The sequence below is a fragment of the Natrinema gelatinilyticum genome (genome assembly GCF_024266705.1).
Lineage (GTDB): Archaea > Halobacteriota > Halobacteria > Halobacteriales > Natrialbaceae > Natrinema > Natrinema gelatinilyticum.
Map to the genome: position 1 here is coordinate 662,099 of NZ_CP100756.1, position 21,516 is coordinate 683,614.

Here is a 21,516-nt window from a genome sequence, read left to right on the forward strand (position 1 = left end):
CGCAATCAGTCGTACACTCCGTAGTGATGGGGTTCAGCGACGACTTCGGTTGAACCCGCTCTCGAGACCGTTCGGATCAGAACGCCTCGAGAGTACGTTCGAAGTCGCGACGTGGATGGCGCTCGGAGTGTCACCCGTCGCCGGTCGACGTAACGGGCCGCTGGACCGTAGCCGGGAATCAGTACGCGTAGCGTTGACCCGGTGGTCGGTGGCGACGAGCGCAATCGGACCGTCGACCGGCTATGTGCGTCCGGACGCGCCGAACAGGGCAACCAGACTCGAGGTGCTGGCGTCTACGCTGGCCCGCCAGACGGTCGCCGACACTCGAAACGCCTCTCGCCACGCCACGATCGGTCTCGTAGCCGCGACGCTCGGTTTCGACGGGCGCCGCCGTGGTCGCTTCCCGAGCGTAGTCTCGCAATCAGGGCAGATGTATGCGACGAACGTCGGCCGTGACTGCAATACCCAGTCACCGTCGATGGGATTCGTGTGATCGCATTCCCAGCAGAACAGTGTCGCTTTTCGACGCGTCGGCGCACCGTCCACGGGGTCGGATGCGGGCCGGGTCATCGCGCAGGGATACGATTGCCAAGCATAAAGTCACCCATCGTGATTCGTTCACACGACCCACTCGGCCGATGACTCGACGAAACGCCGCTATCGTTAGTCTGGAGACGATGAATCGCAAGGGTGGTGACTGTCGACCACCCACCGCCTGGTCGATTGTCGGTAGCGACCGTCCGTCCCCGAATCCGCCATCGGTTTTTGCGAGCGGTCCGTACGTGACAACATGATCGCGACCGATAAACCGACCAGACTCGAGACGGGCGACGACGTCGACACATTCGTCGAGACCCACGACGTGGCACTCGTAGAGTTTTACACCAGCGGGTGTGCGATGTGTCAGGCGATGGAACCGGTACTGGGAAACGTCGCCCGCGCGACGCAAATCTCGATCGGGATGGTAAATCCCGGCACCGACAATGCGCTCGTCGACAGATTCGACGTTCGGTCGGTGCCGACGTTGATTCTCTTCGAGAACGGAGGCGAGGTCGCCCGTCTGGCCGAGGGATTCCAGGGTGGCGATGCGGTGACGGATTTCCTGGCCGAACACGTGCCCCACGCAGCTGAGACGGTGTAACGCGCGAGGTCGTACGCGTCCGGCCCAAGTTATCTCGATGCTACCGATCCGTGGATGCAGCGAAACGGAATCTCGTCCCGTCTCCCGTGTCTGCCGCGCTCGAATCTCCCACTCTCGTTTCCGTTGCCCCGTCGCTGCTCGCACTCGTTCGAGTCCACGAACGCTTATAGCGGCCCACACGCATTCCTTCGCCATGACCGCGGCCGAAGGTGTCGAACTACTGGGACTCCGTTGCGACGCCGTCGCCGATTTCGGGGCCCCGGCGCTCCGGGACCTGCTCGAGCACTTCGATCCGGACCTGGTTTACGTCGCCCGCGAGCGATCGGACGCGAGAGTCGTCAGCCGCCTTCGCCGATCGTTCGACGGTCCAGTCGTCTTCGCCGGCGGCCCAGCTAAAATACGAACCGAAACGGTGGCCGGAGTCTCGATTACGTTCTCGAGCGCCGCATTGCTGCTCGGGGATCCGGCCGACGAGCAGGTCGACACCACCGGCGATACGTGGAACGCCGATTTCGTCGTCTGTGACGACCTCGAACTGACGACCGACGCCGTTTCGCTCGACGTAACTCTCTCTGGCCGCGACGCCATCGCCCGCTACCAATCTCGGACGAGCGCGACGACGACGTTCCTCACGGGCGCGCTCGAGGCGAGTTACGATCACGTCTGGGACGCGACGGTCGACGGCGACCCCGTCCGGCTGCCGATTCGGGGTGTCGGTCCGCTGCGGCGATCCGGTGCGGCCGAACTTGCCTGCCTCACCTGCGACCGGCACGGTTCGGTGGCGGTCTCGTCGGTGCCGGCCGATCGGTTCGGGCTCCGAGCGCTTTCCGGCGTCGGTCCCACGACTGCTGATCGACTCCGTTCCAACGGATACGACACGCGGGCAGACGTCGCCGAGGCGACGTCGGTGGAACTGCGATCGATCGACGGCATCGGCGCATCGACTGCTCGAGAGATTGGGTCCAGCGCGCGTGCGCTCGAAGAATCGCGCGTAGTCCGTCGCACGGACGAGCCAGTTCCGCCGGCTCCCGAGGGATCGATGCCGCTGTTCGTCGATATCGAGACGGACGGGTTGCAGCCGACGATACTCTGGTTGATTGGCGTTTACGATCCCGAACGCGACGTCTACGTCGACTTCGTCGACACCGAACTGACTCGCGACGAGCCGGGTGCGGCGACCCTCGAGTTCGTCTCGTGGTTGGCCGCGGAGTACGACTCCCCCTCGCTGATCGCCTGGAATGGCCACGCGTTCGACTACAGACACCTCGAGCGGTTCATCTCTCGTTACGCACCCGACTATCACGAATACTGGGACGAGGACGTGTACGCGTACGACCTCTACGACTGGGCGGTGAGACGGGACAACGCCGTCCTGCCGGGCCGAACGAACCGGCTCGAGGACGTCGCCGACGGCCTCGGCTGTGCGCGGTCGGGGACCGTGGCCGCCCTCGACGGCAAGACGCTGGCGGAACGAATACGACGGCGGCTCGAGGGGCCGGGTACCCTGGCCGTCGAACCGGGCGACGATGCGGCCGCGGGAGCGTCAGAAATCGACTGGGACGCCGCCCGAGGCTACTGCGAGGCGGACGTCCGGGAACTGGCGGCGACCTACGACGCGATTGCGAGCGCCCCCCTCGAGGCGGATGCGGAGACACCGGAACGGAATCGAGCGCCGACCGACGGGACGACGCAAACGGGACTCGCCGATTTCTGACTATGCCGACCGACAAACCACCGGACCCGAACGACGGAACGGACGGAACAGCAGCGAGAAACGACGGGACCGAACGCGCAGGGTCGGACGGTTTTGCGATGACCGGCGAGGAACTCCGTGAGAGCTATCCGCGGAATCGCTATCGCGGGCAGGTTCACGAGGAGATTACCCTGCCGGCCGAACCGTCCGATCACGTGCCGGCTCAGCGGGTCTTGCCGCCGGAACTCGGAGCGAAGCTGGGTGTCGATCTCTGGAGTCATCAGGCGGCGGCACTCGAGGCGCTGGCAGACGACGAGAACGTATGCGTCGCCACGTCGACGTCTTCGGGAAAGACGTACGTCTACGGGATACACGTCGCACGACGGTTCAGGGAAAACCCCGACGTGCGCGCGCTTCTCGTCTACCCGACGAAAGCGCTCAGCCGCGACCAGGAACGCGAACTAAACGCGCTCTTCGAGTCGCTCGGGGTTGACGTCACCGTCGGCGTGTACGACGGCGACACGAAACGTGAGGACAAAGCGCGGATTCGCGACGAAGCGAACGTCGTCATCACCAATTTCGCGGGGTTGAATCACTATCTCGAGGGACACCACCGCTGGGCGTCGTTCCACGCGAACTGCTCGCTGGTCGTGATCGACGAGGCGCACGCGTGGACGGGTATCAGCGGGATGCACGCCGCCTGGATTCTCCGGCGTGCGCGGCGCGTGATCGACTGGTACGGCGGGGATCCTCAGTACGTGCTGACGACGGCGACGGTCGGCAATCCGTCCGAACACGCCCGCGCGTTGACCGGCGAACCGGCGACAGTGATCGGCGACGATGGCTCGCCCAGCGGCCGTCGCCATCTGGTGTTCTGGGATCCGCCGGCGGACGCCGACGGCGGCGCGACCCGCGTCGACACTGCCGACTGGAGCCCCGGCAAACGCCCCGCAACGGTCGAGGCACCCGAGGTCTGGGCTCACTGCTGCCATCACGGCGTCACCTCGTTGTTGTTCTGTGATTCCCGCAAACAGACGGAACTGGCCGTCGGACGGGCACGGGAGTTCCTCGAGCGCCCCGGCCTCCCCTCCCGGGGATCGACCGAACTCGCCGCGTACAACGCGGGTCACGGGAAGAGATTCCGCCGCGGGACGGAGAACAGGCTCAAAGCCGGCACGCTCGACGGCGTCGCGACGACCAGTGCACTCGAGGTCGGCATCGACGTCGGGGGGATCGACGGAACCGTCTTGCTCGGATATCCCGGCACCCGCCAGTCGTTCTGGCAGCGAGTCGGCCGGTCGGGTCGCGACGAACGCGAGGCGCTCTCGGTGTTCGTCCCCAGCCACGCGACGCTCGATCAGTACATCCTGCGTCATCCGGAATACCTCCTCGAGGAAGCCCCCGAGAGCGCAGTCGTCGATCTCGAGAACAATCCGGTCTACCTGCAGCACCTGCGCTGTGCCGCCCAGGAACTGCCGCTGCGCCGCGAGGACGCGTCCCGATTTGGTGGCATCGACCGACTCGAGCGGGCCGTCGAGTACGGCCGACGGACGGGCGATCTGGAGGGCTCGCTCGAAGGCGGGGTGACGTACGCCCATCGCGACCGGCCGCAAAGCGATATCAGCCTCTACGCGTCGAGCGGCAACGCGTTCGAGGTGCGCCTCGCCGGAGCGGACTCGTTCGATCATCAGCCGATCGGACGCGCACGCGCCTATCGAGACTATCACGAAGGTGCGACGGTACTGTATCGAGGCGACCAGTACGAAGTCGTCGAACTGCGGGAAGATCGCCCCCAGCCCATCGTCGAACTCGAGCCGGTCGACGTCGATTACTACACGCAGTCACAGCGCCGAACGACGATCTACGACACCGAGGTCCGCGAGTCCCGCGACCTCGGCTCGTTCCGACTCAACTGGGGATACGGGACCGTCACGGTCCACCACGACACGTTCATGAAACGGGAGATCGGCACGGGCGACGTTCGGGCCGTCGGCCTCGAGACCGGTGTCCCGCCGCTCGAGATGCGAACGCAGTTGTGCTGGGCTGAAGTACCGGCGGACGTCGAACGCGCGGTGACAGCCGCGCACAGCGACTACCACAACGACGACTGCCAGGACCTGCCGCCGCGACTCCACGGGTACCTTGGGGGGATTCACGCCATCGAACACGCGATGATCGCCGTGGCACCTCTCGAGCTGACGGTCGATGCGGCCGATCTCGGCGGCCTCGCGACGAACCGCCTTCCCGACGCGTCCGAATCGAGCGGCTGGTTCATCTACGACGGTGTCGAGGGCGGCCTGGGATTTTCGCGGCGCATCTACGAGGAGTACGAGGCAGTCGCACGACGGGCTCACGAGCTGATGACCGACTGCCCGTGTGGACGTGACGAGGGCTGTCCCGCCTGTCTCATGGATCCGCGGTGTGGGAACGATAACCGGCCACTGTACGCGCCCGCGGCGACCGACGTGATCGACGCGCTGCTCGGCGATCGTCCGCTCGACGATCGTCGATCGACCGAGTCGACAGACGAGGCGGCCGAGCCAGGCGACGACCGTCGCCCGCCCGCATCGATCTCGTAACCGGCTTAGTTGTCGGACTCCAGATCGCTCGGATCGAGGTCGTCCGCGAGGTAGCGTTCTCCCAGGTCGCTCACCTCGTAGAAGCCCGGCATGATTTTCTCGAGGAGGCCGTACTTGGTCATCTCGCGACATCGATAGGCGGCGTAATTCGCGGGACAGAGTCCCTCCTCGTCGATCTGGTTCGGCTCGAAGATATCCTCCTCGGAGTGTAGCAACTCGAGGATCGGCCTGTCTGCGGGCTCCATCCACTCTGCGTCGGTTTCTGCTTCCGGTTCACCGTCGGTTTGGGCGTCAGCCTCGGCCTCGGCTTCGGGGTCGGGGTCGGGGTCGGTAGTGGAGTCGTCCATAGGTATACGCTTCGCTCCCGGTCGGGGAGTCAGTGTCTCTATCGAATCGATGGGTGTCGCGCCACATGATTGTACTGGTCGTCGCGACCCGTCGACGGTATCGGGAACCGGTAACGGCGTCACGAGAGGTATCGATCGGCGTCGCGCGACGGAACGACCCGCGACCGACTACGCCCGTTCCGGCTCAGCGTAATCGACGTGGACGTTCGGCGTGGTTGCGGGCTCGTCGCCGGTGATCCCACGGTCGACGAACGTGACGTTCGTCAGGTCGCCGGTAAACCGGAACGTGATCATGCCGGTCTCGATCGCTCCTTCGACGGTGGTCCCCGAGAGGACGGTCACGTCCTTCGCCCTGTCTTCGTCGGCCAGTTCGATCTCGCCGTCGACAGTCAGTTCGAAGCTCGAGGGCGTTCCCTGACCGATAATGGTCAGCGTGTTCTGGCAGTCGCCGTCCGATTCGGCGGAATCGGGCGTCGGCCTCGTCGCTGCGACCGTGGCCGTAGCCGTCGTATCGGTGCTGATCGGTCCCGTCTGCTGGCGATTCGACTCGGCGGGAAATGCTCCGTCTTCACGGTTTACTGTCGCTTTTTCACGTGCCATATGGTGGACACAGTCGCGTATCAGATTATAAATCTTGTCACTGAACTAATGGTTAGAATGGACGAAATATAACTGCTCGATTGGAAGTACGTCGAAATTATGACCGAATGTTACGGATTTCTAGCCGATCTGGATCGTCCTCGAAGAACGAGGGAACGTAGTGTGACCGCTCGAGGTATTCCGTTCGCCTCAGGCCGCCGTCGTGGCCGAGAGCAACGATTCGAACACTTTCTGCTGGGCCCGCCGGAGATGTTGATGGAACGTCGCCGGCGCGATATCGAGCGATTCGGCGATCTCCTCGCCGGAAGCATCGCGTGGCCACTCGAAGAACCCCGCGTGATAGGCTGCCCGGAGCGTCGCCCGCTGGCGGTCGGTGAGATCATCCGTCAGAACGGCTCGAACGCGCTCGGGAGTGGTATCGCGGCGTGTATCCTGGCGATGCTTCAGCAGTTCCGCCGTCGGATAAGACGACTGTACGACGTCGATGACTCGGCGGACGTCAGTTCTCGGTGCCAGGTGTATCGTCATCTGGTAGTCGCCGTCCTCGATGACGACGTCTTCGATGGACCCGCCGAGCGAGGCGACCGTCGACAGCACCGGCGGTTCGGAGAGCCGAAGTTCGAAGTTCCGTCGTCCGCTCTCGGATCGGAACCGCACGTCGGTCCAGTGAGGGAGTGCTTCGACGACCGACTCGACTGTCTCGACCGCGTCTTCCGTTGCGCTTCCGTAGACGAGGTACTCGTCGTCCTCGATGGGCACAGCGTGGTCGAGCGTGATCGTGCCCGCGGGCTCGAGGTCGACGTCGAGCGCATCGAACATGTTTCGGATTCGAAATTGGAGTTCGACGACGTCGTCGCTCATCAACGCCCGCTTTCGCTCGGTAGCGGCGATGGCGTGACCCACCACTTCCCCGAGTCGGCCGATCACCGCCCGCTCCGGGCCCGTGAACGCGTCCGGCCGTTCGGCGTAGACGTTCAACACGCCGTATATCATATCCTCGTGAACGATCGGAATGGCCGCCGACGACCGGAATCCGTACTCCTCGATGGTGCTCCGCCAGGGATCGTACCTGGAATCGGCAGCGACGTCCTGGGTCGTCTGGAGTTCGCGCGTCGCGATTGCCCTGCCAGTTGCCCCTATACTTCGCTCGTCGTCCGGGTCGGTGGTGATCGTGATCTCCTCAAGGTATCCGTCCACGCCGGCTTCGGTTCGCACGTTCACCGTTTGCGTTGCGACGTCGACGTCGCCGATCCAGGACAACAGATAGGAATCCGAGTCGGCGAGGTGGTCGCAGACGACCTGTTCGATCTCCTCGCGTGTGGACCGATCGATGACCGCCTCGGAAATGCGGTTGACCACGTCGTTGAGATTGTTGAGCGCGGCGAGTTGCTCGCGCTGGCGCTCGAGTTCTCGCTCGCCGGTGCGTCGATCGATGGCGGTCTTGAATACGTTCGCGACCGATTGGACGAAGGCGACGTCGTGTTCGGAGAACGCCCGACGGTCCGCGTCGTGGACCTCGAGGACTCCCCAGGGATCGTCTCGCGTCCCGATGACAGCGCTGATACCGCTCGCGATCTCGTCTCCGGTCAACTCCTCGATGGTGCCGAAACGCGACTCCGTCGCAAAATCGTCGACCACGACAGGTCCCTCGTCGGTCAGCGTGTAGGCCGCCTGTGAGTTGTTCCCGAGTGCCGGGACGGTCGCCTCACCGACGACGTCCCTGTCCCACCCGACTCCCTCCCGCAGCAAGAACGATTCCTCGGCCGCATCGAGGTCCAACACCTTGCAGTAGTCGGCCTCGAGCATTTCGACCACCAGGTCGCTCCCCTCGGCCAATAGCGCGTCGACGTCGTGGCTCGCGAGCGCCCGCTGACCGAGATCGGCGACCGCTTCCTGCTGTCGAACTCGTTTCGTGAGTCGGTCCTCTCGCTCGAGGTGACTCGAGATGTCGCGAACCACGCCGCAACGCCCGGTGCCATCGTCCATCGGGAAGGGCCCCAATCGGCTCTCGCACGGCACGGTTTCTCCGCCCTTCGTGTAAACGTCGAGTTCGATACTCGCGACGTCGCGATCATCGTCCGTGATTTCCTCGGATAGCGATTCGGCCCGCGGTGTGATCCAGTCGTCGTGGATCGTCGCCGCGGCTTCGCCGAGGAGTTCCTCACGAGCGTAGCCAGTCAGCTCACAGAAGCCGTCGTTAACCATGACGAATCGGGCCTCGTCGTCGACCGCGTAAACGCCGTCGTCGATCGTCTCGACGATACGTTCGTACTGTTCGAGTTCCCGTTCGCGCTCTTTGCGTTCGGTGATGTCGGTGAAGTATACCGAGAGCCCGGATTCAGAGGGATAGACCCTGATGATCTCCCAGATATCGAGCGGGTCAGAGTACCGTTGAAAACTCGTCGCGGTCTGGGTGGCCAGGGCCGTCTCGAATCGGTCTCGAATTGGATCGTCGTCGGCCACGGACAGCACCTCCCAGGCGTTCGTTCCCAGGAGTTCGGTTTCCGTGTGGCCGAAGAGCTCTTCGGCGCGGTCGTTGACGTACGTGAACCGAAAGTCGTCGTCGAGTGCGCAGAACGCCTCGGAAACCCGGTCGAACACCTCCTCGAATTCGGTTTCGAGGTCGTCGCGCGTCCGCTCGAGTCGTCGTGCCTGCTCTTCGAGTGGGGTGACGTCGGTCACCGTGACGATGACGGAATCGCCGTCGAGCGGTTCGGCGGTCATCGACAACCACCGCGTCTCGCCGTCGGCATCGTCGACTCGAACCCGCTGGTCCACGACAGAGTCGCCGGTCGCGAGCGCCCGCTGGGCCGGCCGGTCCGGAGGCGGGATCACGTCGCCATCCTCGTCGAGCAGGGGCTGATCGCCCAGCGTGTGCTCCGCAGAGTCGTCTCCGTCCATCCCGAGATACTCGGTAAAACGCCGGTTCAATCGCCGCGGTTCGCCGTCTTCGTCGAAGATGCCGATCCCGGTCGGATTGAGCTCCATGACGCGCTCTACGAGATCGTGTTCGCGGCGGACCTGCTGTTCGCGCTCGCGTCGATCGGTCGCGTCCCAGGTGACCTTCGCGTATCCCTCGAGGGTGCCGTCTTCGTCGCGGATCGCGGTGATTGCAACCTGCGCCCAGAACCGCGACCCATCCACCCGAACGCGCCACCCCTCGTCCTCGATCGACCCGGTTTCGGCTGCGGCGGCGAGATTCGACTCGGGGACGTCGGCGTCCCGGTCATCCCGGGTGTAGAACATCGAGATGTGTTCGCCTACCACGTCGTCCGTCGCGTATCCTTCGATTCGTTCGGCTCCCGCGTTCCAACTGCGGACGTAGCCGTCCGCGTCGAGCACGAAGATGGCGTACTCCTCGACGGTCTCGACCGGCGATTCGGCGATGGCGGGCGCGTCACCGTTGTTGGCCGGCCGATCGGTCGTCGACGGTCGCGAGCGCCACCAGACACGCCCGCTCGCGCCGACCTTTTTCGTCTCGAGCGTCCCATGGTCGACGAGTCGCTCGAGTCGATCGTAGGTGCTCCGCCGGCCGAGCTCGAGCCGATCCGCTACCTCGTTCGTCGTCCGTGGAGCCCCGGACCCATCGAAGAGGGCGAGCGTCTCTCGGAGGCTCTCGGTCAACTGGCGTGAACTCATTCGATCGTGTGAAGTATACGGGTGCGTATCAACCCTCCGCCGACGGAATGTCAGCGGGGAGCGAACGGGTGATCGATCGATTGGTCGTGTCATACCGGACCTCGAGACGCTGCTCCGGATCGGGCTACCCGACCTGCCGCCGATCAGTACCTAATCACCTCTAGTGTATCCTTTCCCGGGAGAGGGTCCTCGTCTAGTACACGTCGGTCGCCGACCGAAGAAGTCCTCTATGACTCAATCCAAACGCGATTTCACGTGGCAGCAAACGGAACTCGACGAGCGATCCGAGGACACCCGTTACCGATTGCTCGAAGCAGAGCGGCGCAGAATGACGCTCGATATCCTCGCCGGCGTGACCGCGACCGTCGAACTCACGGAGTTGGCGGCGGGGATCGTCGCTCGAGAGGACGGCGTCGATGCGGTCACCGACGACGCCATTTCGGACGTGACGATAGTGCTCCACCACGTTCACCTCCCGATGATGGACGAACTCGGTATCATCGATTACGATGCGAGCAACCAGCGTATCGAATCGTGTCCCAGCAGGGCCGACGTGCAGGACACCTCGTGACCCGCCGTCCGTTCTCGGGTCGTTCGACGTCCGGATTTCGATACCGGTCACGTGTCGAATTCGCGCTGAAATCGCGCTATTACCCGTTCGTGGCGTTTTTGACGGCGTATCGACTAGGAGACGGCTGACGTGTTTTGGACAGCGCATTCGCTTCGAGACGGCTGACGGCTATCCCCGAATCGGATCGTCGGCACGCACGTCGTATTCGTTCGTGAGTGAACGGATTTCGGAGCGTGATAGCTGGCCCTGACGTCCGTCCGGGACGGAACCCGTCTCTCGATGCCGGTCTCGAAAAAGAAAGCCTATAACGGTCCAATTGTCAGCTTCGGTTGATATGAACGAGAACAGGACCGTTGCTGATATCCTCGAGCGAGTGCGCGAATCTCGTCGCCAGAAGCGCTGTCCCGACTGCGACGCAGCCGTTTCGATCCGTGGCTTCAGGGGGGAATACCGCTGGGAGTGTGTAAACTGCGATGCGCTCGGCATCGGATACACGTCCCGTTCGGCCGCTTTGGACGCGATTCGGAAACGTCGGTAACGTCTCGTCGCTCCGACGAGCCGGGCGTTCTCACCGGATTTCCGACCACCGCATTGGCGGAATACTGATCCCGCCGAGGGTCGGTCGGGAGATCGTGACTTGCCCGGTGGTCGACACCCCTCTCCCGGCGTGATAGATCCGCCCCCTCGGGCCCGAGGCCCTCGTTTTCGAGCGTTGTTCGTCCTCAAGCAGGCCGAGTTCGGCGGCTGCGAGATCCGCGATCCGGTCGGTGACGCCGGGATCGACCTCGGTGGGCCGCGTGAGCGCCCTGTCGCGGTCGGAACCGCAGTGTCGAGTAGCAGTGACGGCTTCCTCCGGCCGTTGACCGATCCGTCTACCGGTGTTCCTTGCAGAGTCGTTCCCCGTCACGAGTCGTGACAGGTGGCGCGGTCCCCAGTTCCGAGAGGGCCGCCTCGTCGTGGCTATCGATAGTATCGTGCAATGACCGCGATCGAAATGGCGACACCGGCCGCCAGCGGGCCGAATCCAGGCATTTCGTCGCGACCGTTATCGTCGGTCTGGCCTCCGTCGGTGGTGTCTCCGGTCCCGTCTTTCGGTTCGGTCGAGTCGGTTCCGTCGGTATCGTCATCCGAGGAGTTCGATTCGTTGGGGATCGTTCGCTCGTCGGCGGGCGCGTCGAGTTGCAACACGACGACGACCTGTCCGTGATTGGAGTCCTCGGTGGTGGTCCAGCCGCCGCCGGCTTCCTCGTAGGGCTCTGCGGCGTCGATCGGATCGATATCCGTATCCCAGCCGTCGCCCTTGGGGACCTGCTGGATGTACCCGACGACGTCGATCCGATCCGCGTACTGGCCGGTTATCTCGGCTTCACCGTACTCGATAGACGAGCCGACAGGATTCCCGTGGAATTCGATACAGTGGGAGTCCATGTATCCGTCACCTTGTGCGATGTCTGGGCTCGTCCCGAACTGGTCACCGTCGAGCGCGAACTCGTAGTTGTCGGTCATGGGGAATTTGACGGTCATCGGGTTCGCGTCGGGATGCCACGTCGTCGCCCCGCCGGTTGGAATCGTTACGGACGTGTTCGAAACCGACGTGCCGACGACCGGTTCGCCATTTTCGTTGACCAGCGAGACGCAGATTTTCCCGGACCCGTTCCCGAGATAGGGACTTCGGTACTCGTCGCGTGGGTTCTCGTAACTTACCCAGGACCCATCGTCCGCTGCCGCCTCGAAGTACGGATCTCCCTCTTCTGGCGCGGGCTCGACGTAGGCTTCCTCGGACACGCCGCTTTGGTCCGGATCGATCGCACTCGCGGCCGTGCCGGCAGCACCCGACGCGATGAGGCCACCGATCACGACCAGGCCGAGTCCGACCGCGAGTACTACGTGCAGTTCCCCCGGGAGCCACTCCGAGAGACGGTGTCGCCGGGACATGGATTACGCTCCGGGCCCAGTTCGGCCCGTCAGAGACTCGATCGATCTACTGTTCCGTGCCGATGACTGTCCTGATATGGTACTGATCATCCAATTGACGTACCGGATTGCCCGTTCTATATATGAGCAGCGTACTCACCGGTAGACGGGTTCTACGGACGGTAGGCTTCATTTGAAATCCGAAACGCCGATCGAAGACGGTGGATAACCGTCCGGTTCGATTACGGACGTCGGCCGGTGTCACGATGATCGACGAGCGATTCGAATGTGCCGGAACGGACGCGTGCCGCCCCATTTTCGCGGCCTGTGATAGTCGACTGGTATCCGAAAGACGAGCCTACCGCGGGTCGTACGACTCGAGTGATGGCTCGATACGGGCTGAACAGACACGCCGGTTGGTCGTCGCCAGCAGAGGGTGATAACGGTGTGCCGTACCCCCACGACGAAAGAGCATTATTTGAGCGCAGTATCGACAGAACCGCGCACGCGCTGGCCGGCCGCTTTTCTACCGGGTGACGGTACAGCTTCGTATGAGTGACGACGGACGGGGCCACGACCGCGTGCAAACGAGTGCCGAACGGCGGAAAGCAGAGCGGGCGGACCATACCGAATCGATCCTCGAGGACGTCGAACGCGGCCTCGAAGAGATGGAGTATCCGATCAGTAGTGAGGAACTCGCCACGGAGTACGGCGACCAGCCGATCGACATGCCGAACGAGACGGAATCGCTCGGGTCCGTCTTCGATCGGCTGGTCGACGAGGAATACGAATCACCCGAAGCAGTCCGTGAGGCCGTCTATGGGGAGATAACAGGTGAGGCCGGCAGTCCAAACGAAGCCAACGCCGAACGCGATCTCGAGGAACTGGACGCCGACACGCAGAGCTCGAGCGACGCGAGCGGCATCGACACGTACTGAAGTCGGTCCGTCTCGAGACGACTCGACCAAACGATGACCGGATAGCGACGAGCCTGCGGTGGGAAGAGCGTCCCACGACGGAACGACGGTGAACGGAGTCCGCCCTCTCGACATCGACACGTACCAGCACATTCACCGCCTATCGTCGTCCAGTCGGGCGGATTGTGAGAGCAGAACGGATTTACGTTCGCGTCGTCTGTTCTCGTGTATGGATTACGAATCGAGTCTCGACCGAGCGATGGAAGACGTTCCCGATATCGGGGGCGACGAACAGCGACTCCAGATTCCAGACCCCCAGACCCAGAAAGACGGCGCGTTTACCCGAGTGAAAAACTTGGACGAAGTCGCCGACGTTCTCTCTCGAGAGACGGAACACCTCCACCGATTCCTCCAGCGAGAACTGGGGACGAGTGGCAAACTCGAGAACGGCCGCGGTCGATACAATGGGACGTTCTCCCAGCGCGACATTAGCGCGGCGATCGACGCCTACGTCGACGAGTACGTCCTCTGTTCGGAGTGCGGACTGCCGGACACGCGGCTGGTCCGAGAGGACCGAACGCCGATGCTTCGGTGTGACGCCTGCGGTGCGTTCCGACCGGTTTCCAAACGGTCGACCAGCAGCCAGCAGCAACAGCAGCAAGACGCCGTCGAAGAGGGCCAGACGTACACGGTCGAAATCACCGGGACCGGACGGAAGGGCGACGGCGTCGCGGAGAAAGGGAACTATACGATTTTCGTTCCGGGTGCGGACGAGGGCGACGTCGTGGACATCTACATCAAGAACATCTCGGGGAACCTTGCGTTCGCCCGACTCGCCTGAATACGGTTGAGTCGGCCGGCAGCGCACCGACCCGTCAGCCGGTAGTACGCCGTCGTATCGGGCGACGTTGCGTCTCCGTGGCGACCACAGTCGGATCGCGAAATTAAAGTCAGTTTGTGCTAGTAACACGGACGTGGGAGTATCGTTCGATCTCTTCGGGACGCTGGTGACCGCCGATCGGCCGGCCGATCCGGCCGCAGCCATTGCAACAGAACTCGAGAAACGGGACGTCCGGGTTCCGGACGACTGGGCCGACGCGTACGCGGAACCACACGTCGACGCGCCAGACGGCGCGGAGGTCCCGCTTCCGGCTCACGTCTCGCGCGCGCTCGCGAGTCGCGGCGTCGAGTACGAGCACAACGCAGCGAGACGAGCCGTCGTCGCCGCGTTCGATCCGACCGTCGAAACCAGGCCGGGCGCCCTCGAGACGGTCGAGGCGGCCCGCGAACTGGGACCGGTCGGGATCTGTTCGAACTGCAGCGTTCCGGAACTCGTCGGCCGGACGCTCGTCAGATCCGACTTCGAGCGGGACGATTTCGACGCGATCGTAACCAGCGTCGGCTGTGGATGGCGCAAGCCCGCGCCCGAGATGTTCGACGTGACTGCGGACCGACTCGGCGTCGATCCGGCCGATCTCGTCCACGTCGGCGACGATCCGCAGGCCGACGGCGGGATCGAAGCCGTCGGCGGCACGGCGCTGTTACTCGAGGACGTGGCGCTCGCGGACGTGCCGACACGGCTGTCGACCGTGAAGTCACAGCAATCATGACCGAAGGGAGACGGATGGCCAGTACCGAGGGAATTCCGTGACGTTGACGACGCTCGCGGTGATCGGCCTGGCGTTCAGTCTCGATATACTGTTCGGCGAGCCGCCGACCGCCTTCCACCCGGTGGCGTGGTTCGGCCGACTCGTCGACGGTCTCGATCGCCAGTGGAGCACGACCGCGCGACGCCAGCGCCTCGTCGGCGTCGGAATCGCGGCCGCTGCCCCGCTCGTCCCTGCGACGGTCGCCGGCGCCACCGTCATCGCTGCGGCCGCGCTCAACCCGATGGCCGAAGGAATCGCCGCCGCGCTCGTCCTCTACTCGACGACCAGCCTTCGTTCACTGCTCGAACTCACTGCGAACGTCGTTCGAGCGACCGACGGAGACGGAGCGCGCGCCCGTGAGCTGGTCGTCGGCCTCGTCGGTCGCGACGTCTCGACGCTCTCGCCGCGTGAGCTCCGCAGCGCTGCCCTCGAGAGCGCCGCCGAAAACCTGGCGGACGGGTTGGTCGCGAGCCTGCTCGCGTTTTCTGCCCTCGCGCCGATCTCGCTACCGGTCGCAGCGGCCGTCGCCGCCTGGATCAAGGGCGTCAACACGCTGGACTCGATGCTCGGCTATCCCTCGAAGCCGATCGGGACCGCGAGCGCGCGACTGGACGACCTCGTGATGTATCTGGCCGCTCGAATCGCGGCGGTCACGATCGCCGTCGCTGCGGCCAATCCGCTGGTACTCCGCCGAGCCGGACAGTGGGCGCGAGTCCCGCCGTCGCCCAACTCCGGGTGGCCGATGGCGACGCTGGCCTGTGCCATGGATGTCCGTCTCGAGAAGCCATCGACGTACGTTCTCAATTCCGAAGCCGAACTCCCGACGCTCGCAGAGGGCGAGCGCGGCGTTGCGCTCGTCACCTCGGCTGCCATCGTCTCGGTCCTCGTGGCCGTCGGACTCGCGATCGTCGCGTCGACGGCCGGTACGACACTCGAGTCGCAGGCCACGGCGATAGCGGAGGTGATGAGATGACCACGGTCGAACGCTGGATCAGTGCCACTCGCGGAGCAACGGGGTTCCTGACGCGTCTTCCGGTCGGCTACCGCGACGAGGACTGGGACGCGTTTCGTTCGACGCCAGCCGCATTCCCGGTCGTCGGGTTCGTCGCTGGTGCACTCGCTGGAGTGCCGCTACTCGCGGCCGATTCCCTCGCACCGCCGACCGTCGCGTTCGGCTATCTCCTCGCGGTGTACGCCGTGATGGGAGTCCACCACCTCGACGGAGTCGCGGATCTGGGCGATGCGCTGGTCGTACACGGCGACGTTGAGCGTCGCCGCAACGTGCTGAAGGATACGACGACTGGCGTCGGGGCGCTACTTTCGGTGGCGGTCACCGTCGCCACCCTCGCACTCGGCGGGCTCGGACTGGCTGGCCTCCCGGTCCGCGCGGCGGTCGGCGTCGCGGTCGGCGCCGAAGTCGGGGCAAAACTCGGCATGGCCGCGATGGCCTGCTTCGGAGCAAGCGGATACGAAGGGATAGGAGAGTGGTTCACCTCGGCGTCCACGCCCCGCGCGTTTCTCGCACCCGTGGTCGTCGCCTTCCCCGGCGTCGCGCTCACCTGGCCCGATCCCGTCGCAGCGGTCGCCATCTGTGGTGGCGTCGCCGGCATCGGACTGCCGTGGTACCTGGCAAACCGCGACCTCGGGGGTATAAGCGGCGACATCTTCGGCGCGGCGAACGAGGTCGGTCGCATCGCCGGCGTTCACGCGGGGGTGATCGCGTGGACGCTGTTGTGATGTGCGGCGGTGCAGGAACTCGCCTCGAGAGCCCACACGAGAAGCCCTTACACCCGATCGACGGGTCGGCGATGGTCGATCGAGTACTGACGGCACTCCGCGGGAGCGGGGTCGAAACGACCTTCGCCGCCGTCTCGCCGAACGCGCCGGCGACGCGCTCTCATCTCGAGCGTGCCGACGACGTCCTCCCGATCGAGACGACCGGAGAGGGGTACGTGACCGATCTACTGGCGGTCCTCGAGCGACCCGAGATATCGCCGCCGATCCTGACCGTCGCCGCGGACGTACCGCTGCTCGAAGCCACCGTCATCGACCGAATACTCCTGATCCACGGCGACGGGGACGGCTCGCGGACAGTCTGCGTCCCCGTGGCGCTCAAACGGCGACTCGGGGTCAGCATCGACGCGCGACTCGAACCCGACGATCACCTCGCGCCCACCGGGGTCAACGTGGTCGGCGAGACGGACGCTGGGGGGAGCAACGCTGACGATCCGACGAGCGACGTGGGCGATTCGACGACCGACTCGCCCGATCCCACGACTATGACTGACGTCTACTACGACCCACGACTCGCGGTGAACGTGAACCGACTCGAAGACGCTCGAATCGCAGCCGATCGACTTCGGAACCGACGCGCTGAGGGGCGCTGACGATGCGGGTCCTCCTCTCCGCTGGAACGACGGAAACGGCGCTGATCGACGGCATCAGCGCCGCCGGTGCCGCGCCCGAGCTGATGGAACACACGCCGTCCGCGGACGTCGAAATCCTCGTGTACGGCGAGCCGATCGCCTCACCGGTGACTCCAGTGAGCCCGAACGGCTGTCCGACGCCCGCGGCCGTGACGCGCGCCGTTCGGGAGGTCGTCGGGTTCGAGGTCGCGGTAATCGACGCGGGACTCTCTCGATCGACGGCCGCGCCGACCGTCGGCCTCGACGTGCGTCCCGGCATGGACGTTCGAGAACCGGTCGCCGTTCTGGACGCTGACGCGACGTTCGATCGCGCGTACGACTACGGAGCGAGCCTCCCCGACGACGAGATCCTGATCGGTGAAACGGTCCCCGGCGGCACGACCACCGCCCTCGGCGTCCTCACTGCGCTCGGCGAGCCGGCCGGCGTGTCCTCGTCGCTCCCGACGAACCCGATCGAGCGCAAGCGCCAGGTCGTCGACGAGGCCCTGACCGCGAGCGACCTCGAGCCGGGCGACTGCGACGGCGCCCCTCTCGAGGCGGTCGCGGCCGTCGGCGACCCCATGCAACCGACGGTCGCCGGCGTGACGGCCGGCGCGCTTGAGGCCGGAATCGACGTAACGCTAGCCGGAGGGACCCAGATGGTCGCCGTCGCCGCGATCGTACGCCACGCCGGGATCGACGTCCCGCTTTCGATCGCGACAACCTCGTTCGTCGCGGACGAACAGGGCGGCAGGCTCGCGGACGCGTGTGAGCGGTTCGACTGCGGCCTCACCGTCACGGACCCTGGCTTCGACGAGCGGGAACACGTCGCGATGGACCGATACTGCGCCGGCGAGGCGAAAGAGGGGGTCGCGATGGGGGGCGCACTCTCGCTCGTTCCGGACGGTCGGATGAGTGAGGTCCGGGATCAATTCGAGGGGGTCTGTGCCCGACTCGGGATCGATGCCGAATCCGGGTGTGACGGGATCGACGGACCGTACAACGACGAGTCAGCGACGGTGGCGATAGGCGCGGCGGACGCCGCGGATGCAGACGGGTCGGACGCAGCGAACGATCGAGACGTCAGTGCGGAGGACGACCGTGGACCCTGACTCGATCCGAGCCGGAAACCGAGTGCCTCACGGCGGCGAATCCGATCGGGCGCTGTTGGACTTTTCGGCCAACACCAATCCCCGAATTCCGGCTGGCGTCGGCGACGCGTACGCGGCCGCGCTCGAGGACTCCCGCCGGTATCCGGACGACGACTACCCCGATTTCCGTGCCGCTGCGGCCGACTTCGTCGGCTGCGGCCCGGCGCAGGTGAGTCCGACTCCCGGGGGTCTGGCCGCGATCAGGCTGGCGATGGAGACGTCCCTCGAGCCGGGCGACGAGGCGCTGGTCCCGTACCCGAGCTTCAGCGAGTACGCTCGGGAAGTCAGACTCCAAGGGGCGAAGCCGCGGTTCGTTCGGTACGACGAGCTGTGTCGGGTCGGTCACGCACTCCTCGATCCCTGCTCGCTCGCGGTCGTCTGTCGGCCGAACAATCCGACCGGGGACGCGGTCGAGTTGGAGACGCTCGAGGCGTTCGCGGCCCGCTGTGCGGACGCCGGAACGACCCTGCTCGTCGACGAGGCGTTCCTCGGATTCACCGATCGGTCGTCGGCGGTCGAACTCGAGTCCGAGGCCGTCGTCGTCGCCCGCTCGCTCACCAAACTGTTCGGTCTGCCGGGACTCCGCGCCGGGTTCGCCGTCGCGACCGGCGATCGGACGGACGCGCTCGCGATCGCTCGACGCACGTGGTCGCTCGGGAGACCGGCCGCGAGCGTCGGCACGCACTGCCTCCGACAGGCGGCGTTCGTTCGCGACACGCGCGAGCGGGTCGAGTGCGAGCGCGAGCGGATGTGCTCCACGCTCGAGGATCGATTCGACGTGTATCCGTCGGCCGCCCCGTTCCTCCTCTGTGACGTGGGCGACCGCGACGTCTCGAGGGTGATCGCCGACGCACGCGCAAACGGCATAGCGATCCGTGACGCGACGACCTTCCGCGGGCTCGACTCGCACGTCCGGGTCGCCGTCAAGGATCGCTCGTCGAACGACCGCCTTCTCGAGGCGCTCGGCGTTCGTGAGACCGGAGACGGACCCGCCAACCGGATCAATGAGTTCGACGATGAGTGAGCACGAACCAGCCTACGCCGCGACTCGGCGAGCCAACGTCCTTCGAGTCAGTCGACCCGCCACCGAGTGGCTCTCCACCGGCTGGAACGGCGGCCGTCGCGTCGCCGATCACGCGTACAACGTTTCGGTTCCCGACGGCTGGGACCGAACGGATCTCGGCACCTACATCGGCGAACGGCTCGAGCGGGCGCGCTTCGGGCGGACAGCCGTGGACGAGACGGGACCGGCGCTGCTGACCGGGGTCGACATTTCGGACGCTCGGGGTGCCCGTCACGGTCCAGTGACGGCTTATGCGACAGCCGGGGTTTCGAACCCGGCCGCGTTACCGATGATACCGGAGCCGACGGCGGCGTCAGATGCGAACTCGAGGTCGGACGCGCGCGTCCTCGAGCCAGGCGAGTCCGACCTCGAGCAGGGACTAGAACGGAGGCCGGGAACCGTCAACGTCATCGTCGGAACGACGCGGGCGCTCGCACCGGGTGCGCTGGCCAACCTGGTCGCGGTCGCCGCAGAGGCGAAAGCAGCGACGCTGCTCGCCGAAACCGGCTTCCCAGGAACTACGACGGACGCAGTCGTCGTCGGCCACGATCCGGCGGGACCGCCAGCCGATTTCTCGGGGAGCGGAACCGAGGTCGGTGCGGCGACGCGGGCTTGTGTTCGGGAGGCCATCCGAGCGTCGCTGAGTGTCCACTATACCGAATCCGACGTGTCCCTCCCGGAATCGGTCGCGGACGCGGTGTACGGTGTCTCGACGGACGTTCGAGCAGAGGTCTTTTCTCCGCGGGTCGCTGACGACGCTGCCGAACCCGAAACCTAAATCCGCTGGGTGCCTATCCGTCCCCGATGGTGGAAGACGATCCGTCTGCGATCCGCTCGGTCGCCCTCTCGCCCGAGGACGCGGTCGACGCGTACGTCTACAGCCGAGAGAATCCCGGCGACGCCGTCCTCCGGGCGACTCCGCCATTTCACGGCCGAATGCGGGCCCGCATTCACGTTTACCAAGTTGACGACACTGAACTGACCGGGGCGGTTCACATCTCGCCCGCGGATGTCATCGCGGACGACGTCATCGCCACGTATCCGGATCTCGAGTCCCACCTCCCGGAGGTGGACGAGGGCGGGGGATCCGACGATCCCGACGCGATCCACAAACGTCACGCGAAAGCCGTCGCAGACTGGCAAGACCGGGCACGCGAAGCCATCGTCGACTCGGTCACACTCGAGACCGACGCCGGTCCCGTCGACGTCGAAATTAAGGCGCTCGGCTAGCAGCACCCCGTCAGGCGACCACCCGTCCAGTGTCGCTTTCGTTGTCCGGTTGATCCGCCACTACCGTCTCGGTCCGGATTCGGTTCGCCCATCACCGATTGCTCTGCTCGAGTGCCTCCGTTGCGTCCTGCACTTTTATTTTCACTTTCACTCCGGATGGGTCGGTTTGACGTACTGTCGGTCTAATTGAAACGTATGTCACTGATCGTCGACACAGAGGACGAGACCGCTGATCGCGGCGAGGGGCGCGACAGACACGACATAGGTGCATCCGCCGATTACCGGACCGAGACAGGAGACCGGTACCGGCGGATCGACGTCACTGATCTGCACGCGGCAGGAATTGACGACTTCGTTCGCTCGAACGTCGAGACGGACGCCGTCTCGCTCGAACACCGCGGTGCCCGAACGTACCTTTTGCTCGAGAGATAGCGAGCAGCGACCGTTCGCACCAGCGCCAATGGCGACGAAGCGGTGAGAGCTATCTCGTGATTCGCTTCGGCCCGAGACGGCCAGCTGAGGTGGCAGGACTCCGCCAGACTCCGGCTTTCCGCTGGTTCCAATCGCGATTACCAGCGCGGTTGCTCGAGTTCCACGTGCCGGCACCGACGTCGATC

21 protein-coding genes are annotated in these 21,516 nt (G+C 65.0%); 15 read left to right on the forward strand and 6 right to left on the reverse strand.

The features are described from left to right. Window positions 1–240: 240 nt before the first annotated feature. Window positions 241–570, reverse strand: coding sequence for a DUF8106 domain-containing protein (locus NJU76_RS27310; RefSeq protein WP_254531346.1), 330 nt, complete (start codon window positions 568–570; stop codon window positions 241–243). A 220-nt stretch (window positions 571–790) separates the two neighbouring features. Between NJU76_RS27310 and NJU76_RS03160 the strand changes: the two genes are divergently transcribed. The 3 genes from NJU76_RS03160 to NJU76_RS03170 all read left to right on the forward strand — a co-directional run bounded on the left by NJU76_RS03160 (window position 791) and on the right by NJU76_RS03170 (window position 5,413). After that, window positions 791–1,141: a thioredoxin family protein gene (locus NJU76_RS03160; protein WP_254531347.1), complete on the forward strand. Its 351-nt coding sequence runs from the start codon at window positions 791–793 to the stop codon at window positions 1,139–1,141. A gap of 193 nt (window positions 1,142–1,334) precedes the next feature. Continuing rightward, window positions 1,335–2,855 carry a ribonuclease H-like domain-containing protein gene (locus tag NJU76_RS03165; RefSeq protein WP_254531348.1) on the forward strand — a complete coding sequence of 507 codons (1,521 nt, stop codon included), beginning with the start codon at window positions 1,335–1,337 and terminating at the stop codon, window positions 2,853–2,855. Window positions 2,856–2,953: 98 nt separating this feature from the next. Next, on the forward strand, window positions 2,954–5,413 hold the full coding sequence (locus NJU76_RS03170) for a DEAD/DEAH box helicase (protein WP_254532560.1): 2,460 nt from the start codon (window positions 2,954–2,956) through the stop codon (window positions 5,411–5,413). Between the two features lie 5 nt (window positions 5,414–5,418). Here the strand turns inward: NJU76_RS03170 and NJU76_RS03175 are convergent, their stop codons facing one another. The 3 genes from NJU76_RS03175 to NJU76_RS03185 form a co-directional block, all read right to left on the reverse strand. Beyond that, window positions 5,419–5,760 carry a hypothetical protein gene (locus NJU76_RS03175; protein WP_254531349.1) on the reverse strand — a complete coding sequence of 114 codons (342 nt, stop codon included), beginning with the start codon at window positions 5,758–5,760 and terminating at the stop codon, window positions 5,419–5,421. Window positions 5,761–5,928: 168 nt separating this feature from the next. Then, window positions 5,929–6,360 (reverse strand): hypothetical protein, encoded by a 432-nt coding sequence (locus NJU76_RS03180; protein ID WP_254531350.1) that lies wholly within the window; start codon window positions 6,358–6,360, stop codon window positions 5,929–5,931. A gap of 189 nt (window positions 6,361–6,549) precedes the next feature. Then, window positions 6,550–9,999 (reverse strand): PAS domain S-box protein, encoded by a 3,450-nt coding sequence (locus tag NJU76_RS03185; RefSeq protein WP_254531351.1) that lies wholly within the window; start codon window positions 9,997–9,999, stop codon window positions 6,550–6,552. Window positions 10,000–10,228: 229 nt separating this feature from the next. Here NJU76_RS03185 and NJU76_RS03190 point away from each other — a divergent pair, with 229 nt between their 5' ends. Continuing rightward, window positions 10,229–10,570, forward strand: a complete 342-nt coding sequence (locus tag NJU76_RS03190; RefSeq protein WP_254531352.1) for a DUF7344 domain-containing protein — start codon at window positions 10,229–10,231, stop codon at window positions 10,568–10,570. Between the two features lie 568 nt (window positions 10,571–11,138). Here NJU76_RS03190 and NJU76_RS03195 read toward each other — a convergent pair. Both NJU76_RS03195 and NJU76_RS03200 read right to left on the reverse strand, forming a co-directional pair. After that, a complete protein-coding gene (locus NJU76_RS03195) occupies window positions 11,139–11,477 on the reverse strand; it encodes a hypothetical protein (RefSeq protein WP_254531353.1) in 339 nt (112 codons plus the stop codon). 53 nt (window positions 11,478–11,530) lie between these two features. Continuing rightward, window positions 11,531–12,505, reverse strand: a complete 975-nt coding sequence (locus NJU76_RS03200) for a PGF-CTERM sorting domain-containing protein (RefSeq protein ID WP_254531354.1) — start codon at window positions 12,503–12,505, stop codon at window positions 11,531–11,533. A gap of 530 nt (window positions 12,506–13,035) precedes the next feature. Here NJU76_RS03200 and NJU76_RS03205 point away from each other — a divergent pair. From NJU76_RS03205 to NJU76_RS03255, 11 genes are all read left to right on the forward strand, one after another. Further along, window positions 13,036–13,422: a DUF5789 family protein gene (locus NJU76_RS03205; RefSeq protein WP_254531355.1), complete on the forward strand. Its 387-nt coding sequence runs from the start codon at window positions 13,036–13,038 to the stop codon at window positions 13,420–13,422. A gap of 208 nt (window positions 13,423–13,630) precedes the next feature. Further along, complete coding sequence (locus NJU76_RS03210; RefSeq protein ID WP_254531356.1) at window positions 13,631–14,242, forward strand: translation initiation factor IF-2 subunit beta; 612 nt, start codon at window positions 13,631–13,633, stop codon at window positions 14,240–14,242. A gap of 133 nt (window positions 14,243–14,375) precedes the next feature. After that, window positions 14,376–15,011: an HAD family hydrolase gene (locus NJU76_RS03215; protein ID WP_254531357.1), complete on the forward strand. Its 636-nt coding sequence runs from the start codon at window positions 14,376–14,378 to the stop codon at window positions 15,009–15,011. A gap of 37 nt (window positions 15,012–15,048) precedes the next feature. After that, window positions 15,049–16,023 (forward strand): CobD/CbiB family cobalamin biosynthesis protein, encoded by a 975-nt coding sequence (locus tag NJU76_RS03220; protein ID WP_254531358.1) that lies wholly within the window; start codon window positions 15,049–15,051, stop codon window positions 16,021–16,023. Beyond that, complete coding sequence (gene cobS / locus NJU76_RS03225) at window positions 16,020–16,787, forward strand: adenosylcobinamide-GDP ribazoletransferase (protein WP_254531359.1); 768 nt, start codon at window positions 16,020–16,022, stop codon at window positions 16,785–16,787. The genes NJU76_RS03220 and cobS overlap by 4 nt, the downstream gene beginning before the upstream one ends. Beyond that, window positions 16,787–17,437, forward strand: a complete 651-nt coding sequence (locus NJU76_RS03230) for an NTP transferase domain-containing protein (protein ID WP_254532561.1) — start codon at window positions 16,787–16,789, stop codon at window positions 17,435–17,437. Before cobS ends, NJU76_RS03230 begins: the two co-directional genes overlap by 1 nt. 2 nt (window positions 17,438–17,439) lie before the next feature. Next, window positions 17,440–18,567: a nicotinate mononucleotide-dependent phosphoribosyltransferase CobT gene (cobT, locus tag NJU76_RS03235; protein ID WP_254531360.1), complete on the forward strand. Its 1,128-nt coding sequence runs from the start codon at window positions 17,440–17,442 to the stop codon at window positions 18,565–18,567. Further along, window positions 18,557–19,630, forward strand: coding sequence for an aminotransferase class I/II-fold pyridoxal phosphate-dependent enzyme (locus NJU76_RS03240; protein ID WP_254531361.1), 1,074 nt, complete (start codon window positions 18,557–18,559; stop codon window positions 19,628–19,630). The genes cobT and NJU76_RS03240 overlap by 11 nt, the downstream gene beginning before the upstream one ends. Continuing rightward, window positions 19,623–20,447 carry an adenosylcobinamide amidohydrolase gene (locus NJU76_RS03245; protein WP_254531362.1) on the forward strand — a complete coding sequence of 275 codons (825 nt, stop codon included), beginning with the start codon at window positions 19,623–19,625 and terminating at the stop codon, window positions 20,445–20,447. Before NJU76_RS03240 ends, NJU76_RS03245 begins: the two co-directional genes overlap by 8 nt. Window positions 20,448–20,473: 26 nt before the next feature. Then, window positions 20,474–20,899: a DUF8009 family protein gene (locus tag NJU76_RS03250; RefSeq protein WP_254531363.1), complete on the forward strand. Its 426-nt coding sequence runs from the start codon at window positions 20,474–20,476 to the stop codon at window positions 20,897–20,899. Between the two features lie 195 nt (window positions 20,900–21,094). Beyond that, entirely contained in the window at window positions 21,095–21,331 is a 237-nt protein-coding gene (locus tag NJU76_RS03255; protein WP_254531364.1) for a hypothetical protein, read from the forward strand. Window positions 21,332–21,516 lie beyond the last annotated feature (185 nt).